Raw genomic sequence first — 21,001 nt, forward strand, 5'->3', positions numbered from 1 at the left:
GAATGACGCGTGCCCTGATTGTTGTTGACGTCCAGAACGACTTCTGTGAAGGAGGTTCCCTGGCCGTTCCCGGCGGCGCCAACACGGCGTCGGAAATCACCGACTACATCGAAACGACGCTGGGCCGCTATGACGTCGTGGCCGCCACCCAGGATTGGCATATCGAGCCCGGCGCGCATTTCTCCGAGACCCCCGATTACAAGGAGTCCTGGCCGGTGCACTGTGTTGCCGGAACCTCCGGCGCCGGCCTGCATCCGGATCTGGACACCGAACACCTTGACGCCGTCTTCCGCAAGGGCCAGTACGAAGCGGCGTACTCCGGTTTTGAGGGCGTCCTTGCCCCTGAAGACGAGGTGCCCACGGGAGACCTGGACGCCGCTACCGCACCGGCGGATCCTTCCGAAACGGTGAGCCTGGATGACTGGCTGCGGGAGAACGACGTCGATGAGGTGGTCATCGTGGGCCTGGCCACCGACTACTGCGTCCGGGCCACTGCCGTGGATGCCATCGCCGCCGGATATGACACATACGTCATCCCGGAGCTGTGCGCCGGGATGAACCGTGCCGATACCCGGGCCGCCCTCGCCGAACTCGAAGACGCCGGCGTGGAACTGCTGGACCTTTAGCCTGCTGGAGCCCTCACCGCACCACCGCGGGAACCGGGCGGTCCGCCGCAGGTATTGCGCGGGGCTGCGCAGGCCAAGGGATACTTTGGGTACGACGACATACAAGAGGTGCCGGAGCTTGTTGCTCCGGCACCTCTTGTATGTCTGAGGAATGCGCCTTCTCACCGGCGTCTGGGGTTACGGGTTCACCGGTCTGCGACTGAGTGTGCACATATGGTGACCTTGGCCTGCTCGTGCTGGATTAAGTGTGCACATCTGGTGACCTCAACTCGCCGGCACCCACCAGAGCTGCACACTCACGGCGGGATCTGCCTCGCCGACCCACCAGAGCTGCACACTCGATCCGGCTCGGGCAGGCAGCGTGACGGCTCCGGCTCCTTCGCACCGGTATCCCCGCTACTTGCGGCCGATGAACCAGTCCTGCAGCTTCTTCAGCCGCTGGTTGAGCTGTTCCTCGTTGGCCTGCGCCACCGGCGGCCCGCCGCAGATCCGGCGCAGCTCACTGTGGACCATGCCGTGCGGCATCCCCGAACGCGCGGACCAGGCGGAGACGTTCTTGGCCAGCTGGCCGCGCAGCTCGGTGAGCTGGCGGTGGTCCATCACCGTGGGGGCCGGCTCCGGCTCCGGTGCCGCCGCAGCTGCCTTACGTCCGCGCCGGGACTGCTGCTCGTGCTGGCGCTGGCGCAGCAACATCCCCACCTGATCTGCGTCCAGCAGCCCCGGGATGCCCAGAAAGTCCTGTTCCTCTTCGCTGCCGAGCTCTCCCCCGGTGCCGAACTCGCCGCCGTCGAACAATACGCGGTCAAAGGAGGCCTGCGACTCCAGCGCCTCAAACTTTTGTTTGGTGAGGGAATCGGAGGCTTTTTCCTCGCGGTTGGCGGCCTCCATGAGGCTGTCCTCCAGCGCGAAGCCTTCCTCTTCCAAGTGGTTTTCCGGCCGGTCCAGCGCGTGGTCGCGTTCCAGCTCCAGCTGGTTGGCCAGCGCCATCAGGTTGGGCACGGAGGGCAGGAACACTGACGCCGTCTCACCGCGCTTGCGGGCACGCACAAAGCGCCCCACCGCCTGGGCGAAGAACAGCGGGGTTGCCGTGGAGGTGGCATACACGCCCACTGCCAGACGCGGAACGTCCACACCTTCGGACACCATGCGCACAGCCACCATCCAGCGCTGGTCACCGGCGGAGAATGCGTCGATCTTGTCCGAGGCCTTGGCATCATCGGAAAGGATGACCGTGGGAGACTCTCCGGTGATCTTCTTCAGCCTGCCTGCGTAGGCGCGGGCGTCGTCGTGATCGGTCGCGATGACCAGCCCGCCGGCGTCGGGCACTGCCCGGCGCACCTCGGAAAGCCGGCGGTCCGCGGCAGCCAGCACCGAAGGAATCCATTCGCCCGTGGGGTTCAGCGCGGTCCGCCAGGCCTGGGCGGTGATGTCCTTGGTGACGGCAGCTTCGCCCAGGGAAGCAGCCATTTCATCGCCGGCGCTGGTGCGCCAGCGCATGGTGCCGGAGTAGGCCATGAACATCACCGGGCGCACCACATGGTCCCGAAGGGCCTGGCCGTAGCCGTAGGTATAGTCCGCCTTGGAACGGCGGATCCCGTCGCGGTCCTTCTCATACTCCACAAAGGGAATGGCCGCGGTGTCCGAGCGGAACGGCGTACCGGTCAGGGAGAGCCGCTTGACGGCCGGTTCAAAGGCTTCACGGATGCCGTCGCCCCAGGACAACGCGTCGCCGCCGTGGTGGATCTCGTCCAGGATCACCAGAGTGCGGGCGGCTTCGGTCTTGGCCCGGTGCAGCATGGGCTTGGAGGCCACCTGCGCATAGGTCACGGCCACGCCGATGAAGCCGTCTCCGTGGCGGCCGTCGGCGTTCTTGAAGTTGGGGTCCAGGGAGAGCCCCACCTTGGCGGCGGCGTCGGCCCACTGGCGCTTGAGGTGGTCGGTGGGCGCCACCACGGTGATCCGCTTGACGATCCCGCGGTCCACCAGCTCGGTGGCCACGCGCAGGGCGAAGGTGGTCTTACCGGCGCCGGGGGTGGCCACGGCCAGGAAGTCGTCGGCGTCGGCGGCAAAAAACTTCTCGAGGGCTTCGGCCTGCCACTGGCGAAGCTTCGGGGCGGTGCCCCACGCGGCTCGTTCCGGGTAGGCGGGCGGCAGGGCCGGTCCGCCGAAGAGGGTGTCTGGGCTCACGCTGTGAACGGCACCTTTCCTGTGTTCGGAGTAACAATTGCACTGCGGGCGCCGGAGATAATCCCCAGGCACGCAAAAACGGCCAGAACAAGCCACATGACGCGGAACACGCCGGTTTGTCCGGAAGCGGCAGGGTTCTGCAGCAGGGCGAAGAGAATCCCCGCCACGGTGGTTCCCGCTACGGCTCCGAGCTGGTCGGAAATCTGGAGGGACGCGGAATTGCGTCCCCGGTCCGCGGAAGTGGACAGTGCCAGCACCATGACTGAGGTGCTGGAGAGGGCCAGACCCATGGCTGCTCCCGCGAAGGACCACACCGCCACGATCACCCAGAAGGGGACCATTGGTGAGGCAAGCAGCCCGATTCCTCCCACGGCTGCGGCCAGCATGGTTGCGCCGATCACCAAAAGGCGGTGGCGGCGCCCGCCGGCACGTGCCTGCAGGAAAGAACCCACAGCCCAGCCTACCGCTCCTGCGGTCAGGGCCAGTCCGGCAGTGGCGGGGTCCACACCGTGGGTGGCCAGTACCATCAGCGGCAGAAACGCCTCCGCCGCCACGAAACCGGCGCTGAGCAACCCGCGCGTGGCGACCACACTGGGCAGTCCGCGGGCCAGGCGCAGGGTCCCGGCCGGCAACAGACGGGCAAGCGCGACGCCGGCTGTTCCGGCTCCCGCCGCGGCCGCGGTCCAGAGCAGCACGGCGGCCGACGGCGCTGCTCCCGACGGCGACGAGGCGGCGGCGCTGCCGGCCCACTGGGCGATGAAGACGGCAGCGGCCAGCACTGTGCCCCAGAGTGCCCGCCGGCGGCCCGCTGCTTGATCCAGGGCCGGGTTGGCCGGCGGACCGAGACTGCGGATCCGCGGCCAGACCATCAGACCGGCCGCCAGGACAATGGGGATGACAGCGGCAAAAACCCACCGCCAGCTCACGTACTGCGCCAGCAGGCCCGCGGCCAGCGGCCCCACCATGGACGGCAGGATCCAAGCCGCCGCAAGCCAGCCGAAAACCACCGGCTGCAGCGCCGACGGATAGATCTCGCCGATGATCACATAAACAGCCACAATCATGGCTCCGCCACCGAGTCCGGATACCGCCCGGCCGGCGGTGACAATCCAAAACTCGCCTGCCAGGGCGGACAGCAGCAGCCCCACGGTCATGAGGGCCATGCCTGCCCCCAGCGAGGGCAGCGGCCCCTCGCGGTCGCATCTGCTGCCGGCCACCACGGTGCCCAGCAGCGAGGCGGTGAGGAACATCGAGAACGCCAGCCCGTAGCCTGCGCCCGCCGACAGCTCCTGCGCCACCACGGGCATCGCCGTCGTCACAGCCATCGCTTCGAAAGCAGAACAGGTGATGATCGCCAAAATGCCCAGCGTGAGGGCACGATATTCGGCGGACATGGCGCCCGCGGGGCGTGGTTGGGCCGCCGAACCGCTCATGCGCGCACCGTAATTACTTCTTGCCGTCCTTGGGCGCGCTCAGCCCTTCATAGATTTCCTTGCAGGTGGGGCAGACGGGGAATTTCTTCGGGTCCCGGCCCGGGGTCCAGACCTTGCCGCACAGCGCAATCACGGGTTCGCCCGAAAGCGCGGACTCCATGATCTTCTCCTTGCGGACGTAGTGGGCAAACCGCTCGCTGTCACCCGGTTCGGTGTACTCGCGCTGCTCTTCGCGCTCAATAACGGCGGTGGAACCACCGCCGTCGTCCAGGCGGCGGGCGGGGTCATTTTCGAAAGGATCGGGAGGAAGACTCATGGTTCCCATCTTAGTACGCGGGGTCATTTGTTCACGGAAACCGAGGCCAGCAGCTCCGGAGCGCGCCGGTCCATCCACCGTCCGCCCACCCGGATGCCGGCCAGCAACAGGCCGGACCCCAGCAGCAGGCCGGCCGCCAGAGTGAGCCAGCCCAGCAGCGCAGTGCCCGTCAGGACGGCGGCCAGAGCCAGTGCCAGCACCGGCAGCACGAGCGCCAGCTGGGCCAGCATCCCCAAACTCTGAACCAGGATGGTGCGTCCGCCGGAACCGGGCTGCGTTTTGAACGCGTTCTCGCCGGGCAGCGGCACGTTGTAGGTGTAGCGGGCGGACACCACGCTGGAGAGGCCCAGCCCGCTCAACAGCATCGCCAGCGAAACACCGAGCAGCACCGGGAGCAGGTCCGCCTCCCCCAGCACAAGGCACGGAAGCACAGTTGCGAGTAGTACAACGGGTACGGCGAAGACGGCGCAGGCAATAACCCGGCCGGCACGGTCAGCCGCACCGGACACGCCGGTGCTGATATGCAGGGCGAATGCGGTGTTGTCATAAGCGATGTCCGCTGAGAGCCCGTAGGCAAGCAGGAAGGCCACCAGCGGACCCAGGAGCAGCGGCAGCACCGGCGGCCCCTCGCTGCGGTTCAGGAACAGCAGCACCACCACCAGCAGCGGAATGATGAGCAGGGAGGCGCCGTAGCGCGGATCGCGGATCCAGTAGGTCAGCGCCCGCGCTGCCACCGCGCCGGTGGGGGTTGCCGGGAACAGCCCGAAGAAGCCCAGCTTGCCGCCCTTGCGCCGGGCTCCGGCGTTGTGCGGAGGGGTAACCAGCGCCCGGACGAGGAGGACTTTCCAGGCCCAGGCCAGCAGTGCCAGGAAGACGACGGCGATGCCCAACTTGGCGGCCGCAGGTCCCGGCTGGCCAAGGGCTACGTCACCCGGAACGGACCACACAGCGCCCAGCGGTGTCCAGGACAGCGTCCGGGCCAGGGATGGGAGGTATTCCTGCGCATTGCTGATCCCTGACATGGTCCCGCCGATAAGGGGGCCCAGCAACACCAGCGGAATGATCGCCACCAAGCCGGAAATATCCTTGAACCGGCGCGAAGATGACAGCGACGTGCTCGCCGCCACGGTGACACGGGCGGCAATGATGCAGGTGAAGACGGCAATTATGGCGCACACCAGCCCTGCGGCCAGGGCGGCAGGAGAACGCCACCAGATCGCGGCGGAGCCCAGCGCAGCCAGCAGGGTTACGGCGCCGGGGACGCCGATGAGGCCGCCAACGGCCAGTCCGGTCAACAGTTTGGGCAGCGGCACGGCAAAAGTGACGAAACGTGCCGGGTCAAGCGTCAGGTCCACCCCGGTGGCCAGGATCGGTATCAGCGCCCAGCCCAGCACCGCCGTGGCACCTGCGAGGACAACGGCGGTGCGGGCCAGCTCCGCATCACTGATGCTCAGGTAGAACAGTCCCGCGAAGAGCAGCACCAGCACGGAGATCCCGTACAGGGCACCAAAAATGATCCCCACGATCTGCCAGGGGCTGCGGCGCAGGGAATTGCGCAGCAGGGTGAGCTTGAGCCTTAGGAGGTGCGCAACCACGGCAGGCCCTCCGAATGGGTGCGTCCGCCAACCAGCTGCACAAAACGCTCTTCCAGGCTCTCGCCGCCGCGGACCTCGTCCACGGTACCGGCCGCCAGAAGGTTGCCGCCGGAGACCACGGCAACGTGGTCGCACATGCGCTGCACCAGGTCCATGACGTGACTGGAAACAATCACGGTGCCCCCGGAAGAAACGTATCCGGAGAGGATGTCGCGGATATTGGCCGCGGACACGGGGTCCACCGCTTCGAACGGCTCGTCGAGGACCAGCAGCCGGGGTGCGTGGATGAGCGCCGAGGCGAGGGCAATTTTCTTGGTCATGCCGGCGGAGTAGTCCACAACGAGCGTGCCCGCGTCCCGGGTCAGGTCCATCGCTTCGAGCAGGTCCTGCACGCGCTCCGCCACTGTTGCGCGATCCATGCCGCGCAGCAGGCCGGCATAGGTCACCAGCTGCTCGCCGGTGAGCCGGTCAAAGAGCCGGACGCCGTCCGGAAGCACACCCATCAGGCGTTTGGCCTTGAGCGGCTCCGCCCAGACGTCCGTGCCGTGCACCCGGACCTGGCCGTGTTCGGGCCGCAGCAGACCCGTGGCCATGGAAAGCAGTGTGGTCTTGCCTGCACCATTAGGACCCACCAGTCCAAAAAAGGAGCCGGACGGAACGTCAAGGCTGATCCCGTTGACGGCAATCTTCTCCCCGAAACGCTTTCCCAATCCGCGCACCGCCAAGGCCGGGACAGCAGGAACGGCGGGGCTATGCAGCGGCGAGAATTCGGTCATGTCAGCACCAGTTTCGTCATGGAACCAACGTACCGCCGCCCTCCCACCGGCCGGATCATCCACAAGGACCAAATCGGAACGGTTTCCGCCGGGGATCACCCGCCCTGCGGCCTAGCCACACCCGATGACACGGCTGCATCTTCACCCGCAACAACCTCCGCCCGAAGCGCGCCAACCCCCACCCGCTCCCAGCCAGCTCAACCCCGATGCGGGTAGGGATAGTCGAGTGTCGGGATAGTCGAGTGTCGAGATCCTGCCGCTCTCCCCTGTCGAGTGTAGAGATCGTGCCGCTTCAGCGCCGGAGTTGCGGCATCGTCGCGTCACTCGATCCGCGAAAGGCACATCGTCCCTACACTCGGCCAGGAACCTCGGCCGAGCGCATCGTCCCTACACTCACCCCAACGCTCACACCTTCACTCGGGTTGGAACATCGGGCGGGCGGCTAGGCCGGACAGGTCAGTGGTGAAGCCTGCGGCTAGGCCGGGCGGGCTCTTTCATACTGCGGCACCCAAGGGAGCTTGGCGTCCAGTTCTTCTGCGGCGTGCAGCCACCAGTGCGGATCGCTGAGCGCCGCACGGGCGATCAGCACGGCGTCCGCACGGCCTTCCCGCAGGGTCCGCTCAGCTTCGGCCGGAGTACGGATCAGGCCGACGGCGCCTGTGGGCACCCCGGCGTGGGTCCGGATGTGTTCTGCGAAGCTGGTCTGGTAACCCGGCGCCACGGGGATGGAAGCATCCGGAACGGCTCCGCCGGTGGAGACATCCACAAAATCGACGCCGCGGCTGCGGGCCTGGGCGGCCAAGCGCGCAGAGGTGTGCTCGTCCACACCGCCGGGGGTCCAGTCGGTTGCGGAGATGCGCAGCAGCAGCGGCATGGAGTCAGGGATGACGGCCCGGACGGCGTCGATCACCTCCAGCGTGAGGCGGTTGCGGGCCTCTTCGGACCCGCCCCAGCCGTCAGTACGCGTGTTGACCAGCGGGGTCATGAACTGGTGCAGCAGGTAGCCGTGCGCGGCGTGGATCTCGATGGTGTCAAAGCCTGCTTCGACGGCCCGCTCGGCACCGCGGGCAAAGTCGTCAATAACCTTGCGGATGCCTGCCTCATCGAGTTCCTGCGGCGCGGCATACCGGCCAAAGGCTTCTGCGGTGGGACCGACAGTGGGCCAGCCGCCGTCTGCTGCCGGAACGCTGCCCCGGCCCTCGGCAAAGGGGGCATAGGTGGAGGCCTTGCGGCCCGCGTGGGCAAGCTGCACCCCAATCTTGGTGTCCGCCGCGCCGTAGCGGTGGACAAAGTCGATGATTCTGCGCCAGGCATCCGTCTGCTGCCGGTTGTAGATTCCGGTGTCCTGGGGGCTGATCCGGCCTTCGGGGCTGACTGCGGTGGCTTCGGTGATGATCAGTGCCGCTCCCCCGGCCGCAAAGGAGCCCAGATGCATCAGGTGCCAGTCGTGCGGCACCCCGGGGGCGTTGACTTCGTCCGCCGAGTATTGGCACATGGCGGCCACCCAGCCACGATGCGCCAGCTCCAGTCCCCGAAGGGCCAGAGGGTCGAACAGGCCGGGATGGAGATTTACTGCGGTCTCATTCATGCCGGCCCGCTTAGAACAGTGCCCGGGCCAGGGCGGAGCGCGCCTTGGTCACCCGGGGATCGGCAACGCCCACCACCTCGAACAAATCAAGCAGCCGAACTCTGGCCTTCTCCCGGTCGTCTCCGAAGACCCGGGCAATCAGGCGGACCACCCGGTTGAAGGCGTCTTCAACATGCCCGCCGGAAATGTCCAGGTCAGCGACGGCCAGCTGCGCATCGACGTCGTCGGGATTCTCTGCCGCTTCGGTGCGCAGCTTTTCCGCGTCGGCGCCCTTGAGCCGGGACATGAGCTCCACCTGGGCGAGGCCGGCTTTTGCCTCGGCATCAGCCGGCTGCTCGGCCAGGGCCTTGCGGTAGGCGGCGGCAGCGCCGTCGTAATCGCCTTCAACAATCGCGTCGTAGGCTTCCTGATGCAGCGGTGAAAGCGGCGGCTCCTCGGCCGTTTCAGCGCCGCCGCCCTCGTTGAGGCTGCCGGTGACACCGTTGGCTTCCGCGACCTGTTGCAGTTCGGCCACCAGGGCGCGGATCTGCTCCTCGGGAACTGCTCGGTCAAAGAGCGGCACCGGCTGGCCCTTGAGGACCGCGGCAACGGTGGGAACGGCCACGGCCTGGAAAGCCTGGGCAATCTGCGGATGCTGATCCACGTCCACGCGTGCCAGCAGCAGTTTCCCGTCCTGCTCAGTCACGATCTTCTCGAGCGCACCGCTGACCTGCAGCGATTCGGGGCTGCGTGCCGAGTACAGGTCGATGATGACCGGGACCTGGGCGGAAAGCTGGACCACCTGGGGGAAAGACTCTTCAGAGACCTCCACGATGTACGGGCTGGGGCCGGCCTGACCGGCGCCGGCAGCCCCCGCTGCGGCTCCGGCTGCGGGGGCGGGAGGCGCCGTGGCCTTCGCCTTTAGTGCGGAGAGGTCGACGGCGCCCCGCAGGTTCATCGTGGAAGCGGCCGGTGCGGGACGGTGGTTCGGAGTGCTCATGGCTTCACCTTATTACGCGGTCTCGGGTCACCGGCATCCCCGGTTACCCCTGATGGAGGGTTGGGGCTATTTCAGGGTGGCGGAGAGCAGTTCCTGCACGGCGCCGATGACCTGAATCTGGTCGGTGCTGCCGGCCGGCGGAACATAGAGCATGACACCTTCGCCGTACTTGACATCGATTCCGGCTTCGGTGTTCGTCTCCCCCGTCAGCTTCTGGTAGACCGTGCCTTCCAAGTTGATGGAGTCGCCGGCTTCGCGCGGAACGCTGGTGTAGCTGCTGTCCATGTAGCCGAAAACGATGGCTCCGCCGTCGGCAGTACGCAGCGCACCGGTTTCCCCGGGAACTGCCGTGTGCTTGAACGTGATGTCGGCGAACTCATTATCCGGGCTCGACAGCACCGTGGACTGGAACTTCGTGACAGCTTCCGCAAAAGTGTTAGTCGAAAACGTGTCCTTGTTCTCACCGTCGGGCTTGGTCAGGGCGTCCGCCAGATCTTCTACGGCGGTCTGCGGTGAGACGGCCAGGCCTTCGGCAGAGTCTGCCGGAGCGGCTTCCACACCGGTGTCGCCCGCCGGCCGGGGCGGGAACGTGGTTCCGGGCAGCATCTTGATGGCCGACATCAGCTTGTAGTTTTCGCGGGCGGAATTCTGGACCAGCAAAAGTGCCTGCGGGACCTCATTGTCCGGTCCCTGGGTCACGGCAACTACGCTGCGCGGGAATTCGGTTCCGCCCATGATCAGGTCGGTCCTCAGCGGCTCCGCTGCAACAGGTTCCGGAGCCTCGCTCTCCGGCACCTTCGCGGAGGTGGCGTAGCTGGCCTTGCGAAGGCTGGCGGCGGCGCCGCCGGTTCGGGTAGCCAGGAGCGCGGAATCCTTGGCGGCGTCGGCGGTGTTGACCGAGGTTGCAACCTCGGTGAGGATCCGCTCCAGCTGTGAGTCCAGGACCACGGGCGGCGTGGCCTCAGTATCTGACTCGGCCGTGGGGCCGGCGGTCAGGGGCAAGGCAGCCAGTGCCGGCGCGGGGGCCGCGCCGAAGGCCAGCGCAGCCACAAGCATGGTGCTGAAGGCAGCGGCCGGGCCGCGGCGGCGCAGGGCAGGCAGGATCCGGAGAGCTGAACCGGTGCCGGCTGTTCCCGTCTTAGGGTCCCTGGCTGGTGCGTCGGATTCTGAGGGACCAGCAGTGCCGGGCTTCGCCGTGGCAGGGCGCTCGGCGACCGGTTTCTTCCCGGCGGGCTTCTCGGCGTCCGGTGCGGCGGGCTTCACCGCTGGCAGCGAGGTGGTGCTGCCGGGGCCGGCGGCAGGGCCGCTGCCGCTGGCGCGGCGCCCGCTGTTGCCGCGTCCCGTGGCAAAGAGCAGTGCCAGGCCCAGGACGGCGATAAGCGCGCCCAGCACAATCAGGGGGATGGCGAACGGCGTCGAATCATCATTCGCGAAGGTAACTGACACATCGGCCGGCGCAGCGGCGGTGCCGTCCGTGGCCAGCAGGATCTGCCAGTCGCCGGCTGCGGGGGCTTCCCAGGTGAAGGTCAGCTCACCGTCAACGTCCTGTTCGGAGACCCAGAGGTCGGAACCGGCCGGGTTGGGGACGGTGGCAGTGCCGTCAATGTGCTCGGCGGTCAGGGTATCGGCGTCGACTCCTATCCTCAGGACTGAAGCATCTCCCACCCAGGCATCGACGTCGTCTGCCCGACCCACGGCCATCAGGAACGGGCCTTCCGCAGAAACGGTAAGGTCCACGCCCTCGGAGTGTTCAGTGAGGACCTCTGAGCTGATGACAGTCAGCGGCGCCGCCTGGTCTTGGGTCGGTGCTGTGGCCGTGACGGAACTGGGCGGGGCCCAGATGGTGCGCTGTCCGATGCCTATGAGCATCAGCAGCACTCCGATCACGATCAGCGGAACTGCAATTTTGTTTCGCACAACTTACCTATCTTCAGTCTCGGTGCAATCGCCTCACCTGCGGGCAGGCGGAACGGGGCGTGGAGCCTCTTGGCTGTCGGGGCGGTAACCGGGTTTATAACCCAATGGTAACGAAATCCGTTGACTGGTCACATTCGAAGCAGCCCGCCGCCGAAGCGCGTCATGCCACGCCGCTGCCGTTGACTGATAATGTGACGCTTCGTACCCGGGGCATTCGCTAGATCTAGGAGACTTGCAAGAATATGGCCGAGAACCAGGACCAGCCGGCTGACGAGCCGCAGGCGGCGCAGGAGCAGGTCCGGGAACCTGCCCCACCCGCCGGCGAGCGGAAGGGCTTCCTGGCCGCTGCCTCGGAGCGGATCCGGCATGCCGTGCCAAACGGTGTTCCCGGCGCCCGGCCGAGGCTCAGATTTGATGTTCCGCCGGACGTCCCCCTCACGGAGGCGGGGTCAGACGGAGGGGGCGGCGGCGCTGACGGTGCTCCCCCTCGCACCATGAACGCCCATCCCATCCACTTCGGTTTCATGTTTGCCGTAGGCGTGGGTATTGCCCTGCTGGGCTACTTCATCCTGACCAACGTCGGCGAGCTCCTGGTGTGGATCGGAGCTGCGCTCTTCATTGCCATCGGCCTGGATCCGATCGTGAGCTGGCTAGCCGCCCGGCGTGTACCGCGTCCGGCCGGAATCGCCATCACCATCCTGGGCCTGGCCGGCGTCATGATCGGCTTTTTCTCGATGCTGATTCCCACGATCGTCCAGCAAACCTCGGAAATCATCAGCAATGCTCCGGGGTACGTGGATAAGTTCCTCCAATCAGACTTCTTCGTGAACATCGAAGAGCAGTTCCATGTGCGGGAGAGAATCGAAGAAGAGGTCAATAAGTTCTTCACCAATGCCGACACACTAGGCGGAGTTTTTGGCGGCGTCTTGTCCGTGGGAACCGTGATTGCCAACGGCCTGTTCGGCGCGCTGATCATTCTTGTGCTGACGCTGTATTTCCTCTCCTCCCTGCCGTCTATGAAGAAGTGGGGCTACCGGCTGGCACCACGGAGCCGGCGCCAGCGGGTCGAAGCGTTGTCCGAGGAAATCACCGGCAGCGTTGGCAACTACGTGATCGGCCAGGGAATCGTGGCCCTGCTGGATGCCACGTATGCCTTTGTGGTCATGACCATCACGGGCGTGCCGTTCTCGGTCCTGCTGGCCTTTGTGGTTGCGCTGCTGGCCTTTATCCCCCTGGTGGGCCCACCCATCGCCCTGGTGTTGGTCTCGCTAATCGCGCTCACGAACAGCTGGCAGACAGCGGTGGTCTTCGCCCTGTTCTATATGGCCTACCTGCAGTTTGAGGCCTACTTCGTGTCCCCGCGCATCATGCGCCGTGCCGTAGCGGTTCCCGGGGCTGTGGCCGTCATCGCCGTGATAGCCGGCGGAACCCTGCTGGGCGTCCTGGGTGCCCTGATAGCCATTCCCACCGCTGCGGCCGTGCTGCTGCTGCTCAAGGAAGTGTTCATCTCCCGCCAGGACCAGCGGTAGTCAGCGCCTGCCCAGGCGCCCGCCGCCCGTCCTGCGGGTGCGCCAGCAGCGCTCGTGCCAGTGCCTGCGGTCGGCCACCGCGGTGTCCCTGCCCAGCAGCGAATCCTCCTGCCACACCACCAGATGCGGAATCCCGGGCGGAATGATCATGCCGCATCCTGGGCATTTGTAGTCCTTCGCGGCATTTCGTGCAGTGATTTGCCGCACTGACCACTCGCCGTCGGACGCACTCTCGCGCCGGGGTATCCCCGCCCGGGTCCGCTCCAGGTCCAGCTCGGCGGCGGGTGTGGCCCACTTGCTCCGCGCGCTGCGGCCCAGGTTGGCGTTGGCTGCGCCCGGCGGGCGTCGGGGACGGTTCGAACGGGGCATATAAGTCATTTTGCCCGAGCAGAGCCGGTAAAGTGCAACTGTGCGTTTAGTAATTGCCCGCTGCTCTGTTGACTACATCGGCCGCCTCCGTGCCCATCTTCCACTTGCCGTTCGTCTGCTGATGGTAAAAGCCGACGGTTCCGTCCTGATCCACTCAGACGGCGGCTCCTACAAGCCCTTGAACTGGATGAGCCCTCCGGCCACCCTCCGGATCACCGAACCGGCCGACGACGACGCCGAGTCAGGCGTGATCGAAACCTGGAACGTTCAGAGTGCCAAGACCGACGACAAACTGGTCATCAGCATTTACGAGCGGTTCTCCGAGACGAAGCACGATCTGGGCGTGGACCCGGGCCTGATCAAGGACGGAGTCGAGGCGGACCTGCAGCGGCTGCTTGCGGAGCAGATCACCAAGCTCGGTGAGGGTTTCACGCTGATCCGGCGGGAGTACATGACCGCCATCGGACCGGTGGACATCCTGGCCCGCGATGCTTCAGGCGCCACTGTGGCCGTGGAACTCAAGCGCCGCGGAGACATCGACGGGGTGGAGCAGTTGACGCGCTACCTTGAGCTGCTCAACCGGGACCCTCTCCTGGCACCGGTAAAAGGTGTGTTCGCCGCACAGCAGATCAAACCCCAGGCCCGGGTGCTGGCGCAGGACCGCGGCATCGAGTGCCTGACGCTGGACTACGACGCCATGCGCGGCGTGGACGATTCAGCGTCCCGTCTTTTTTAGGTCTTTGCGCACACCGGAACGTGCCGGATAAATACTTCAGAAAATACTCGGAAGTTTTTTCATCCAATTCGTTGACCAGCCATTCGGCGTGTGTAATCCTATAACCAGTCTTTGTGTAGGTGTTATTCATGCTCGCAAGACCGTTGCGAGCGTGGAGCTCCTCAAGGAACTGCTGAATGGCAAGGATCTTGAGCCTTCCCGTTTCAGTAACAATAGGCCGCCGCGGGGTGTGGCGGCCGGTAGTTCCACTTATGAGGAGAAACAAAATGGCACAGGGTACCGTCAAATGGTTTAACGCTGAAAAGGGCTTCGGCTTCATCACTCCCGATGATTCAGACGGCGACGTCTTTGTTCACTACTCTGAAATTCAGACCGGCGGCTTCAAGACGCTTGATGAGAACCAGCGCGTAGAGTTCGAGATTGGCCAGGGCGCCAAGGGCCCCCAGGCTACCGGCGTCACCGCCCTCTAAGCTTTCATTACTCAGCTTCACCGTCCGGGTTCTTCCCGGATCACCAGGAAAGTCCCCGGCACCTGCCGGGGACTTTCCTGTTTGTGTAGCGGTACAGAACCGCCCCCCGGCAGCAGAACCAGGGCGGAGCCGCGCCCGGAACAGTGGCCGGCACAGTGGCCGGTGTCAGCTGCGGCGGCGGATAACCTGCGCGCCAAGGCCACGGAGGTTCTCCATAAAACTCTCGTAGCCGCGGTCTATGTGGTCTACCCCACGGACTTCGGTGGTGCCCTCGGCAGCCAGCCCCGCAATGACCAGGGCAGCCCCCGCACGGATGTCGTTTGCCTCCACGGGGGCACCGGATAGCCGGGGAACACCCTGTATCAGGGCATGGTGTCCGTCGAGGCGGATGACGGCTCCGAGCCTGGCCAGCTCCGAGGTGAATCCCCAGCGTGCTTCAAAGACATTCTCCGTGACCATTCCGGATCCGGTGGATACAGCGTTCAGCGTGACGACAAAGGGCTGCAGATCGGTTGGAAATCCCGGATAGGGCAGCGTGGACACATTGATAGGTTCCGGGCGGTTGGTTCCCTTGACCGTGAAGCCATTCTCCCCCACCGTGACCGTACAGCCGGACTGTGCAAGCTTGTCCAGGACAACGCTCAGTGCTGAAGCGTCGGCGTTGCGCACCTCAATGCACCCGCCGGTAATGGCGGCAGCAAAGGCCCAGGTCCCCGCAACAATCCGGTCCGGAACAACACGGTGCACCACCGGGTTCAGCCGCTCAACGCCTTCGATCACCAGGGTATTGGTGCCGATGCCTGAAATCCTTGCACCCATCTCGTTGAGCATTAAGGCGATGTCGGTGATCTCCGGCTCGCGGGCCGCGTTGTCGATCACTGTGGTGCCCGAGGCTAGGGTCGCGGCCATCATCAGGTTTTCGGTGGCGCCGACGGACGGAAAGTCCAGAAGATGACGCGCGCCGATCAGCCCTTCGGGCACAGAGGCCACCAAGTAGCCGTGGTCAATGGTGATGGTGGTTCCCATCAGCTCCAAGCCGGCGCGGTGCATGTCCAGTCCGCGGGAGCCGATGGCGTCACCGCCGGGAAGGGCAACCTCTGCCTGCCTGCAGCGTGCCACCAGCGGACCGAGCACGGAGATGGAGGCGCGCATTGCCCGCACCAGGTCATAATCCGCCTGATGCCCGGGCAAGGCGGGAACGTCGACGGAGACCGCGGCAGCCTCGACGTCGTAATCCACCGTGCATCCCAGCCGGCGCAGCAGCTCGGCCATGATCCAGACATCCTGGATGTTGGGAACGTTGGTGATAGTGGAGCGTCCCTCTGCCAGCAGCGTAGCCGCCATGAGTTTTAGAACGCTGTTTTTTGCTCCGGGAACGCTGACAGCCCCATTGAGAGATGCGGGGCCGGTAACAACAATGACGTCTTCCATCCCTCCATACTAAGACGGTTGAGGAATGGACCCCGCCTCAGCGCCAGGTGCCGATGCCAATGACCGGACCGGCCTCCAGCCAGGAAGACAGGCCGGTATAGACCTCATACTTCATGGCAACCAGGAATTCGCTGCCCTTATAGTCAAGGGTGACAATAATGGCGCCGGGCTGGATCCGGGCGCGTTCAGCCTCAGTGGGCTGCCGCCAGCTCCCGATTTCCAGGGAACTACGCAGGAATCTGTGGGGTGGGCGCGGGCTCAGTGAAATAAGCCTCAGCCACTCCAGATGAGTGTCCGTATAACGACAAACCCCCATCTGCCAACCGCGGGGCGGGAGGCAAATGGAGGCGTCAAAAGTACCCAGGGCACGCCGCAGCTGGCTGCGGCGCACCCCGAACAGAACTACTGCCAGTACCAACAGGAACAGGAGCCCTGCCAGCGCAATGAACACATAAGAGCTGCTCATTGGGAAGGGTCAGCGAGTCCCAGCGTTGGCTGCGTCGTTCATCTGAGCGTTGTCAGCGACAATCACCACGCGGTTGCTGTCGACGGAGAAGAATCCACCGTCAACGTTCACCGTGAAGCGCGCGCCGGACACCGGTTCAATGGCCATTTCGCCTTCGGCCAGGATGGCCAGCAGCGGGGTGTGGCCGGGAAGGATCCCGACGTCGCCCTCGGACGTGCGTGCCTTGACCATCTTCGCCGCGCCGGACCACACAAAGTGGTCGGCGGCGACAATCTCAACTTCGAGTTCAGCAGTGTTCGCCATGGGGCTTACTTCCCGGTCTGCTCTTGGATCTTCGCCCAGTTGGCCATGACATCGTCCATGCTGCCAACGTTGAAGAAGGCCTGCTCGGCAATGTGGTCAACGTCGCCGTCGCAGATGGCCTTGAAGCCCTCAATGGTTTCCTTGATGGTAACCGTGGAGCCCTCGACGCCGGTGAACTGCTTGGCGGTGTAGGTGTTCTGCGACAGGAACTGCTGGATGCGGCGTGCACGTGCCACAACAATCTTGTCCTCTTCGCCCAGCTCGTCGATGCCGAGGATGGCGATGATGTCCTGCAGTTCCTTGTTCTTCTGAAGGATCTGCTTGACGCGGACAGCCGTGTCATAGTGCAGCTGGCCCACGTACTGCGGGTCCAGGATGCGTGACGTGGAGGTCAGCGGGTCAACGGCCGGGTACAGTCCGCGGGAGGCGATTTCACGGGATAGTTCCGTGGTGGCGTCCAGGTGCGCAAACGTGGTGGCCGGAGCCGGGTCGGTGTAGTCATCAGCAGGCACGTAGATGGCCTGCATTGACGTAATCGAGTGGCCCTTGGTGGAGGTGATGCGCTCCTGGAGGAGACCCATCTCATCTGCAAGGTTCGGCTGGTAGCCCACGGCGGACGGCATGCGGCCCAGAAGCGTTGAAACCTCGGAACCTGCCTGCGTGAAGCGGAAGATGTTATCGATGAAGAGCAGCACGTCCTGGTTCTGCACATCGCGGAAGTACTCCGCCATGGTCAGGCCGGACAGGGCCACGCGAAGACGCGTTCCCGGCGGCTCATCCATCTGGCCGAATACAAGGGCGGTGTCCTTCAGGACGCCTGCCTCTTCCATTTCAACCCAGAGGTCGTTGCCTTCACGGGTACGCTCGCCAACACCGGCGAATACCGAAGTACCACCGAAGTTACGGGCAACACGGGTGATCATTTCCTGGATCAGCACGGTCTTGCCGACGCCGGCGCCGCCGAACAGTCCGATCTTTCCACCCTTGATGTACGGGGTGAGAAGGTCGATGACCTTGATGCCGGTTTCCAGCATCTCGGTGGAACCTTCGAGGTCCGCAAAGTTCGGAGCCTTGCGGTGGATGGGCCAGCGCTCGGTGATCTCAAGCTCATCTTCGGTGACGTCCAGGGGCTTGCCCAGGACGTTGAAGATGTGGCCCTTGACGCCGTCGCCCACGGGGACGGAAATCGGTGCGCCGGTATCCTTGACGGCTGCGCCGCGGACCAGGCCATCGGTGGCCTGCATGGAGATGGCGCGCACGAGGTTGTCACCGAGGTGCTGGGACGTTTCGAACGTAATGGTGCGGGTCTCACCGTTGAGCGTGAGCTCGGTGGTCAGCGCGTTGTAGATGGTGGGGATTGCGTCAGCCGGGAATTCGACGTCGACAACCGGGCCGATGACACGGGCGATACGGCCGGTGGCACCCGAGGCTACGGAATCAGATCCGTGCTCGACAGTTTGGGCAGTCATCTCTCTCACTTCACTCAGTTAGATGGCGTGTGGACTAAGTTTGCTTCTGGTGGAACTACGCCTGGAATCGTGCTGGAGCTAGGACGCGCTGAGCGCGTCGGCACCGGCCACAATCTCGGACAGTTCCTGGGTGATCTCGGCCTGGCGGGCGTTATTGCGAAGTCGCGTGTACTTCTTAATAAGGTCGCTGGCGTTGTCCCCGGCGGACTTCATTGCGCGCTGGCGGGCGGCAAGCTCGGAAGCGGCTGCCTGAAGCATGGCTGCGAAGATGCGCGACTCGATGTAGCGCGGCAGCAGTGCGTCAAGAACCTTTTCGGGCTCGGGCTCGTATTCGTAGAGAGGCAGCAGCTCAGTCTCGGACTTCGCTTCTTCCTCCACCACCTCCAGCGGCAGCAGACGGATCACCGTGGGTTCCTGGACAACCATTGACTTGAAGCGCGTGTAGACAATGTGGATCTCGTCCACGCCGCCGTCTTCGTAGTCGGTGTTGAAGTCATCAAGAAGGGCCCGGCCGATTTCGCGGGCGGTTTCAAAGTCCGGTGCATCGGTATTTCCGGTCCAGACACGCGCAGATTCGCGGTCTCGGAAGTCGTAGTACGCCTGCGCCTTACGTCCCACCAGGTAGGTCTTGACCTCTTTGCCCTCTTCACGGAGCAGTTCGGCCAAGGATTCGCTTTGCTTCAGCACACTGGCGGAATACGAACCAGCAAGACCACGGTCGGAGGTCAGGATCACCATGGCTGCCCGGCGGATGTTCTCCGGCTCGGTAGTCAGCGGGTGGTCGATTTCCGACTGGGACGCCACAGCAGAAACGGCACGGGTGATCGCATTGGAGTACGGCAATGACGCAGCCACACGGGTGCGTGCCTTTCCAATGCGAGAGGCAGCAATCAGCTCCATCGCCTTGAAGATCTTCTGCATCGACGTCGTCGAAGCGATCTTCTGACGGTAGACCCGAATTTGGGCTCCCATACTTTTCCTTTCAGTTCCTAGCGTTCTACTAGGGGCTAAGGCAAAGGCCTAGGGTTCCGCGTCCGGGTTCCTGAGGAATCCGGACGCGGAACTACAAAGGCGTTAGCGCTTCTGCTTGACGATCTTTTCCTGGTCAACAGCGTCTTCGCCCAGGGCGGAGTGCTCTTCGTGGCCGGCAGCAACCATGTGGTTGTCGCCTTCGCCGAAGAACCCTTCCTTGAACGCGACAACGCGCTTCTTGAGTTCATCCACAGTGGAGTCCTCAAGCTTGCCCGTCTGTGCCAGGGTGGTCAGCACTGACGTGCTGTGCTTCAGGTGGTCGATGAACTCGCCTTCAAAGCGGAGCACATCTTCCACGGGAACATCGTCCAAGTAGCCGTTGGTGCCGGCCCAAATGGAAACAACCTGCTCTTCAACGGGGTACGGAGCGTACTGACCCTGCTTAAGGAGTTCCATCAGGCGCGCACCGCGGGTGAGCTGCTGACGGGTGGCTGCGTCCAGGTCCGACGCGAACATGGAGAATGCCTGCATGTCGCGGTACTGGGCCAGTTCCAGCTTCAACGTACCGGAGACCTTCTTCATGGCCTTCTGCTGAGCGGCACCACCGACGCGCGACACGGAAATACCGACGTCGACGGCGGGGCGCTGGTTAGCGTTGAAGAGGTCCGACTGGAGGAAGATCTGGCCGTCGGTGATGGAGATGACGTTGGTCGGAATGTAGGCCGAGACGTCGTTTGCCTTGGTTTCGATGATGGGCAGGCCCGTCATCGAACCGGCGCCGAGCTCGTCGGAGAGCTTGGCACAACGCTCCAGCAGGCGGGAGTGCAAGTAGAACACGTCGCCCGGGTAGGCCTCGCGTCCCGGCGGGCGCCGGAGCAGCAGGGATACGGCGCGGTAGGCTTCAGCCTGCTTGGACAGGTCATCAAAGATGATCAGAACATGCTTGCCGCCGTACATCCAGTGCTGGCCGATGGCCGAACCGGCGTAGGGTGCCAGGTACTTGAAACCGGCGGGGTCCGAAGCAGGGGAAGCAACAATGGTGGTGTACTCCATTGCGCCCTTCTCTTCGAGGGTGCGCTTGATTTCAGCAACGGTGGATGCCTTCTGGCCGATGGCTACGTAAATGCAGCGCACCTGCTTCTGCACGTCGCCGGATTCCCAGTTGGCCTTCTGGTTAAGGATGGCGTCCACGGCAATGGCGGTCTTACCCGTCTTGCGGTCACCAATGATCAGCTGGCGCTGGCCACGGCCGATCGGAATCATGGCGTCAATTGCCTTGAGACCGGTCTGAAGCGGCTCATGGACAGACTTACGCTGGGTAACGCCCGGCGCCTGGAGTTCCAGGGCGCGGCGTCCCTCAGCCTGGATCGGACCCATGTCATCCATGGGCTCGCCCAGCGGGTCGACAACGCGGCCAAGGAAGGCGTCGCCCACGGGTACGGACAGGACTTCACCGGTGCGGTGAACTTCCTGGCCTTCTTCGATACCGGCGAAATCGCCGAGTACCACGACACCGATTTCACGGGTGTCAAGGTTCTGGGCCAGGCCCAGTGTGCCGTCCTCGAACCGAAGCAGCTCGTTTGCCATCACGGAGGGCAGGCCCTCCACACGGGCAATGCCGTCGCTGGCGGTTGTTACGCGGCCAACTTCAACGCGCTCTGCGTTTCCGGGTTCGTAGGACGCCGCGAATTCGTTCAACGCATTACGGACGTCGTCGGCGTTGATGGTCAATTCGGCCATCTGCAGTCCCTGCTCTCCTGTGTTGTGATCATCGCTTGGTGCCGATGACCGGGATTAATTCTCAATGTTCTTGAACTGGTCTCAACCGCCCCGCGGGAC

Annotated in this window: 19 protein-coding genes; 4 read left to right on the forward strand and 15 right to left on the reverse strand. The window is 64.5% G+C overall.

Features of this window, described 5'->3' with window-relative positions; all coding sequences use genetic code 11:
• Positions 1–2: 2 nt before the first annotated feature.
• Positions 3–626 carry a nicotinamidase gene (locus ABIB35_RS14005; RefSeq protein ID WP_354182341.1) on the forward strand — a complete coding sequence of 208 codons (624 nt, stop codon included), beginning with the start codon at positions 3–5 and terminating at the stop codon, positions 624–626.
• Positions 627–1,022: 396 nt separating this feature from the next.
• Here ABIB35_RS14005 and ABIB35_RS14010 read toward each other — a convergent pair whose 3' ends face one another.
• From ABIB35_RS14010 to ABIB35_RS14045, 8 genes are all read right to left on the reverse strand, one after another.
• Positions 1,023–2,813: a DEAD/DEAH box helicase gene (locus ABIB35_RS14010; protein WP_354182342.1), complete on the reverse strand. Its 1,791-nt coding sequence runs from the start codon at positions 2,811–2,813 to the stop codon at positions 1,023–1,025.
• The gene (locus tag ABIB35_RS14015) at positions 2,810–4,246 is read right to left on the reverse strand and encodes an MFS transporter (protein ID WP_354182343.1); all 1,437 of its coding nucleotides are present in this window, start codon (positions 4,244–4,246) and stop codon (positions 2,810–2,812) included. Before ABIB35_RS14015 ends, ABIB35_RS14010 begins: the two co-directional genes overlap by 4 nt.
• A gap of 13 nt (positions 4,247–4,259) precedes the next feature.
• Positions 4,260–4,571, reverse strand: coding sequence for a DUF3039 domain-containing protein (locus ABIB35_RS14020; RefSeq protein ID WP_227891988.1), 312 nt, complete (start codon positions 4,569–4,571; stop codon positions 4,260–4,262).
• Between the two features lie 14 nt (positions 4,572–4,585).
• Positions 4,586–6,157, reverse strand: coding sequence for a transporter (locus ABIB35_RS14025; protein ID WP_354182344.1), 1,572 nt, complete (start codon positions 6,155–6,157; stop codon positions 4,586–4,588).
• Positions 6,139–6,933, reverse strand: coding sequence for an ABC transporter ATP-binding protein (locus ABIB35_RS14030; RefSeq protein WP_354182345.1), 795 nt, complete (start codon positions 6,931–6,933; stop codon positions 6,139–6,141). Before ABIB35_RS14030 ends, ABIB35_RS14025 begins: the two co-directional genes overlap by 19 nt.
• A gap of 475 nt (positions 6,934–7,408) precedes the next feature.
• Positions 7,409–8,521: an NADH:flavin oxidoreductase/NADH oxidase gene (locus tag ABIB35_RS14035; RefSeq protein ID WP_354182346.1), complete on the reverse strand. Its 1,113-nt coding sequence runs from the start codon at positions 8,519–8,521 to the stop codon at positions 7,409–7,411.
• Positions 8,522–8,531: 10 nt separating this feature from the next.
• Positions 8,532–9,500, reverse strand: coding sequence for a tetratricopeptide repeat protein (locus ABIB35_RS14040; RefSeq protein WP_354182347.1), 969 nt, complete (start codon positions 9,498–9,500; stop codon positions 8,532–8,534).
• 66 nt (positions 9,501–9,566) lie between these two features.
• Positions 9,567–11,417, reverse strand: a complete 1,851-nt coding sequence (locus ABIB35_RS14045) for a DUF8094 domain-containing protein (protein ID WP_354182348.1) — start codon at positions 11,415–11,417, stop codon at positions 9,567–9,569.
• A gap of 242 nt (positions 11,418–11,659) precedes the next feature.
• Between ABIB35_RS14045 and ABIB35_RS14050 the strand changes: the two genes are divergently transcribed.
• On the forward strand, positions 11,660–12,946 hold the full coding sequence (locus ABIB35_RS14050) for an AI-2E family transporter (protein ID WP_354182349.1): 1,287 nt from the start codon (positions 11,660–11,662) through the stop codon (positions 12,944–12,946).
• Here ABIB35_RS14050 and ABIB35_RS14055 read toward each other — a convergent pair whose 3' ends face one another.
• Positions 12,947–13,315: an Rv1322 family protein gene (locus ABIB35_RS14055; protein ID WP_354182350.1), complete on the reverse strand. Its 369-nt coding sequence runs from the start codon at positions 13,313–13,315 to the stop codon at positions 12,947–12,949.
• Positions 13,316–13,355: 40 nt separating this feature from the next.
• Between ABIB35_RS14055 and nucS the strand changes: the two genes are divergently transcribed.
• The gene (gene nucS, locus ABIB35_RS14060; protein WP_354182351.1) at positions 13,356–14,051 is read left to right on the forward strand and encodes an endonuclease NucS; all 696 of its coding nucleotides are present in this window, start codon (positions 13,356–13,358) and stop codon (positions 14,049–14,051) included.
• A 266-nt stretch (positions 14,052–14,317) separates the two neighbouring features.
• On the forward strand, positions 14,318–14,521 hold the full coding sequence (locus tag ABIB35_RS14065; protein ID WP_104101230.1) for a cold-shock protein: 204 nt from the start codon (positions 14,318–14,320) through the stop codon (positions 14,519–14,521).
• Between the two features lie 165 nt (positions 14,522–14,686).
• Here ABIB35_RS14065 and murA read toward each other — a convergent pair whose 3' ends face one another.
• The 6 genes from murA to atpA form a co-directional block, all read right to left on the reverse strand.
• Complete coding sequence (gene murA, locus ABIB35_RS14070; RefSeq protein WP_354182352.1) at positions 14,687–15,952, reverse strand: UDP-N-acetylglucosamine 1-carboxyvinyltransferase; 1,266 nt, start codon at positions 15,950–15,952, stop codon at positions 14,687–14,689.
• A 37-nt stretch (positions 15,953–15,989) separates the two neighbouring features.
• Positions 15,990–16,418, reverse strand: coding sequence for a DUF2550 domain-containing protein (locus ABIB35_RS14075; RefSeq protein ID WP_354182353.1), 429 nt, complete (start codon positions 16,416–16,418; stop codon positions 15,990–15,992).
• A gap of 9 nt (positions 16,419–16,427) precedes the next feature.
• Positions 16,428–16,721 carry a F0F1 ATP synthase subunit epsilon gene (locus tag ABIB35_RS14080; RefSeq protein ID WP_104052449.1) on the reverse strand — a complete coding sequence of 98 codons (294 nt, stop codon included), beginning with the start codon at positions 16,719–16,721 and terminating at the stop codon, positions 16,428–16,430.
• 5 nt (positions 16,722–16,726) lie between these two features.
• On the reverse strand, positions 16,727–18,190 hold the full coding sequence (atpD, locus tag ABIB35_RS14085) for a F0F1 ATP synthase subunit beta (protein WP_354182354.1): 1,464 nt from the start codon (positions 18,188–18,190) through the stop codon (positions 16,727–16,729).
• Between the two features lie 78 nt (positions 18,191–18,268).
• Entirely contained in the window at positions 18,269–19,162 is an 894-nt protein-coding gene (locus tag ABIB35_RS14090; RefSeq protein WP_342024196.1) for a F0F1 ATP synthase subunit gamma, read from the reverse strand.
• A 102-nt stretch (positions 19,163–19,264) separates the two neighbouring features.
• Positions 19,265–20,902 (reverse strand): F0F1 ATP synthase subunit alpha, encoded by a 1,638-nt coding sequence (gene atpA, locus ABIB35_RS14095; RefSeq protein ID WP_354182355.1) that lies wholly within the window; start codon positions 20,900–20,902, stop codon positions 19,265–19,267.
• Positions 20,903–21,001 lie beyond the last annotated feature (99 nt).

Source organism: Arthrobacter sp. UYP6 (assembly GCF_040547315.1).
Taxonomy (GTDB): domain Bacteria; phylum Actinomycetota; class Actinomycetes; order Actinomycetales; family Micrococcaceae; genus Arthrobacter_B.

Excerpts from the sequence above, each read along its gene's own strand:
- ABIB35_RS14080 (WP_104052449.1), bottom strand. The coding sequence starts at position 16,721 with ATGGCGAACACTGCTGAACTCGAAGTTGAGATTGTCGCCGCCGACCAC.
- atpA (WP_354182355.1), bottom strand. The coding sequence starts at position 20,902 with ATGGCCGAATTGACCATCAACGCCGACGACGTCCGTAATGCGTTGAAC.
- ABIB35_RS14020 (WP_227891988.1), bottom strand. The coding sequence starts at position 4,571 with ATGGGAACCATGAGTCTTCCTCCCGATCCTTTCGAAAATGACCCCGCC.
- ABIB35_RS14035 (WP_354182346.1), bottom strand. The coding sequence starts at position 8,521 with ATGAATGAGACCGCAGTAAATCTCCATCCCGGCCTGTTCGACCCTCTG.
- murA (WP_354182352.1), bottom strand. The coding sequence starts at position 15,952 with ATGGAAGACGTCATTGTTGTTACCGGCCCCGCATCTCTCAATGGGGCT.
- ABIB35_RS14015 (WP_354182343.1), bottom strand. The coding sequence starts at position 4,246 with ATGAGCGGTTCGGCGGCCCAACCACGCCCCGCGGGCGCCATGTCCGCC.
- ABIB35_RS14055 (WP_354182350.1), bottom strand. The coding sequence starts at position 13,315 with ATGCCCCGTTCGAACCGTCCCCGACGCCCGCCGGGCGCAGCCAACGCC.
- ABIB35_RS14075 (WP_354182353.1), bottom strand. The coding sequence starts at position 16,418 with ATGAGCAGCTCTTATGTGTTCATTGCGCTGGCAGGGCTCCTGTTCCTG.
- atpD (WP_354182354.1), bottom strand. The coding sequence starts at position 18,190 with ATGACTGCCCAAACTGTCGAGCACGGATCTGATTCCGTAGCCTCGGGT.
- ABIB35_RS14040 (WP_354182347.1), bottom strand. The coding sequence starts at position 9,500 with ATGAGCACTCCGAACCACCGTCCCGCACCGGCCGCTTCCACGATGAAC.
- ABIB35_RS14090 (WP_342024196.1), bottom strand. The coding sequence starts at position 19,162 with ATGGGAGCCCAAATTCGGGTCTACCGTCAGAAGATCGCTTCGACGACG.
- ABIB35_RS14065 (WP_104101230.1), top strand. The coding sequence starts at position 14,318 with ATGGCACAGGGTACCGTCAAATGGTTTAACGCTGAAAAGGGCTTCGGC.
- ABIB35_RS14030 (WP_354182345.1), bottom strand. The coding sequence starts at position 6,933 with ATGACCGAATTCTCGCCGCTGCATAGCCCCGCCGTTCCTGCTGTCCCG.
- ABIB35_RS14005 (WP_354182341.1), top strand. The coding sequence starts at position 3 with ATGACGCGTGCCCTGATTGTTGTTGACGTCCAGAACGACTTCTGTGAA.
- ABIB35_RS14050 (WP_354182349.1), top strand. The coding sequence starts at position 11,660 with ATGGCCGAGAACCAGGACCAGCCGGCTGACGAGCCGCAGGCGGCGCAG.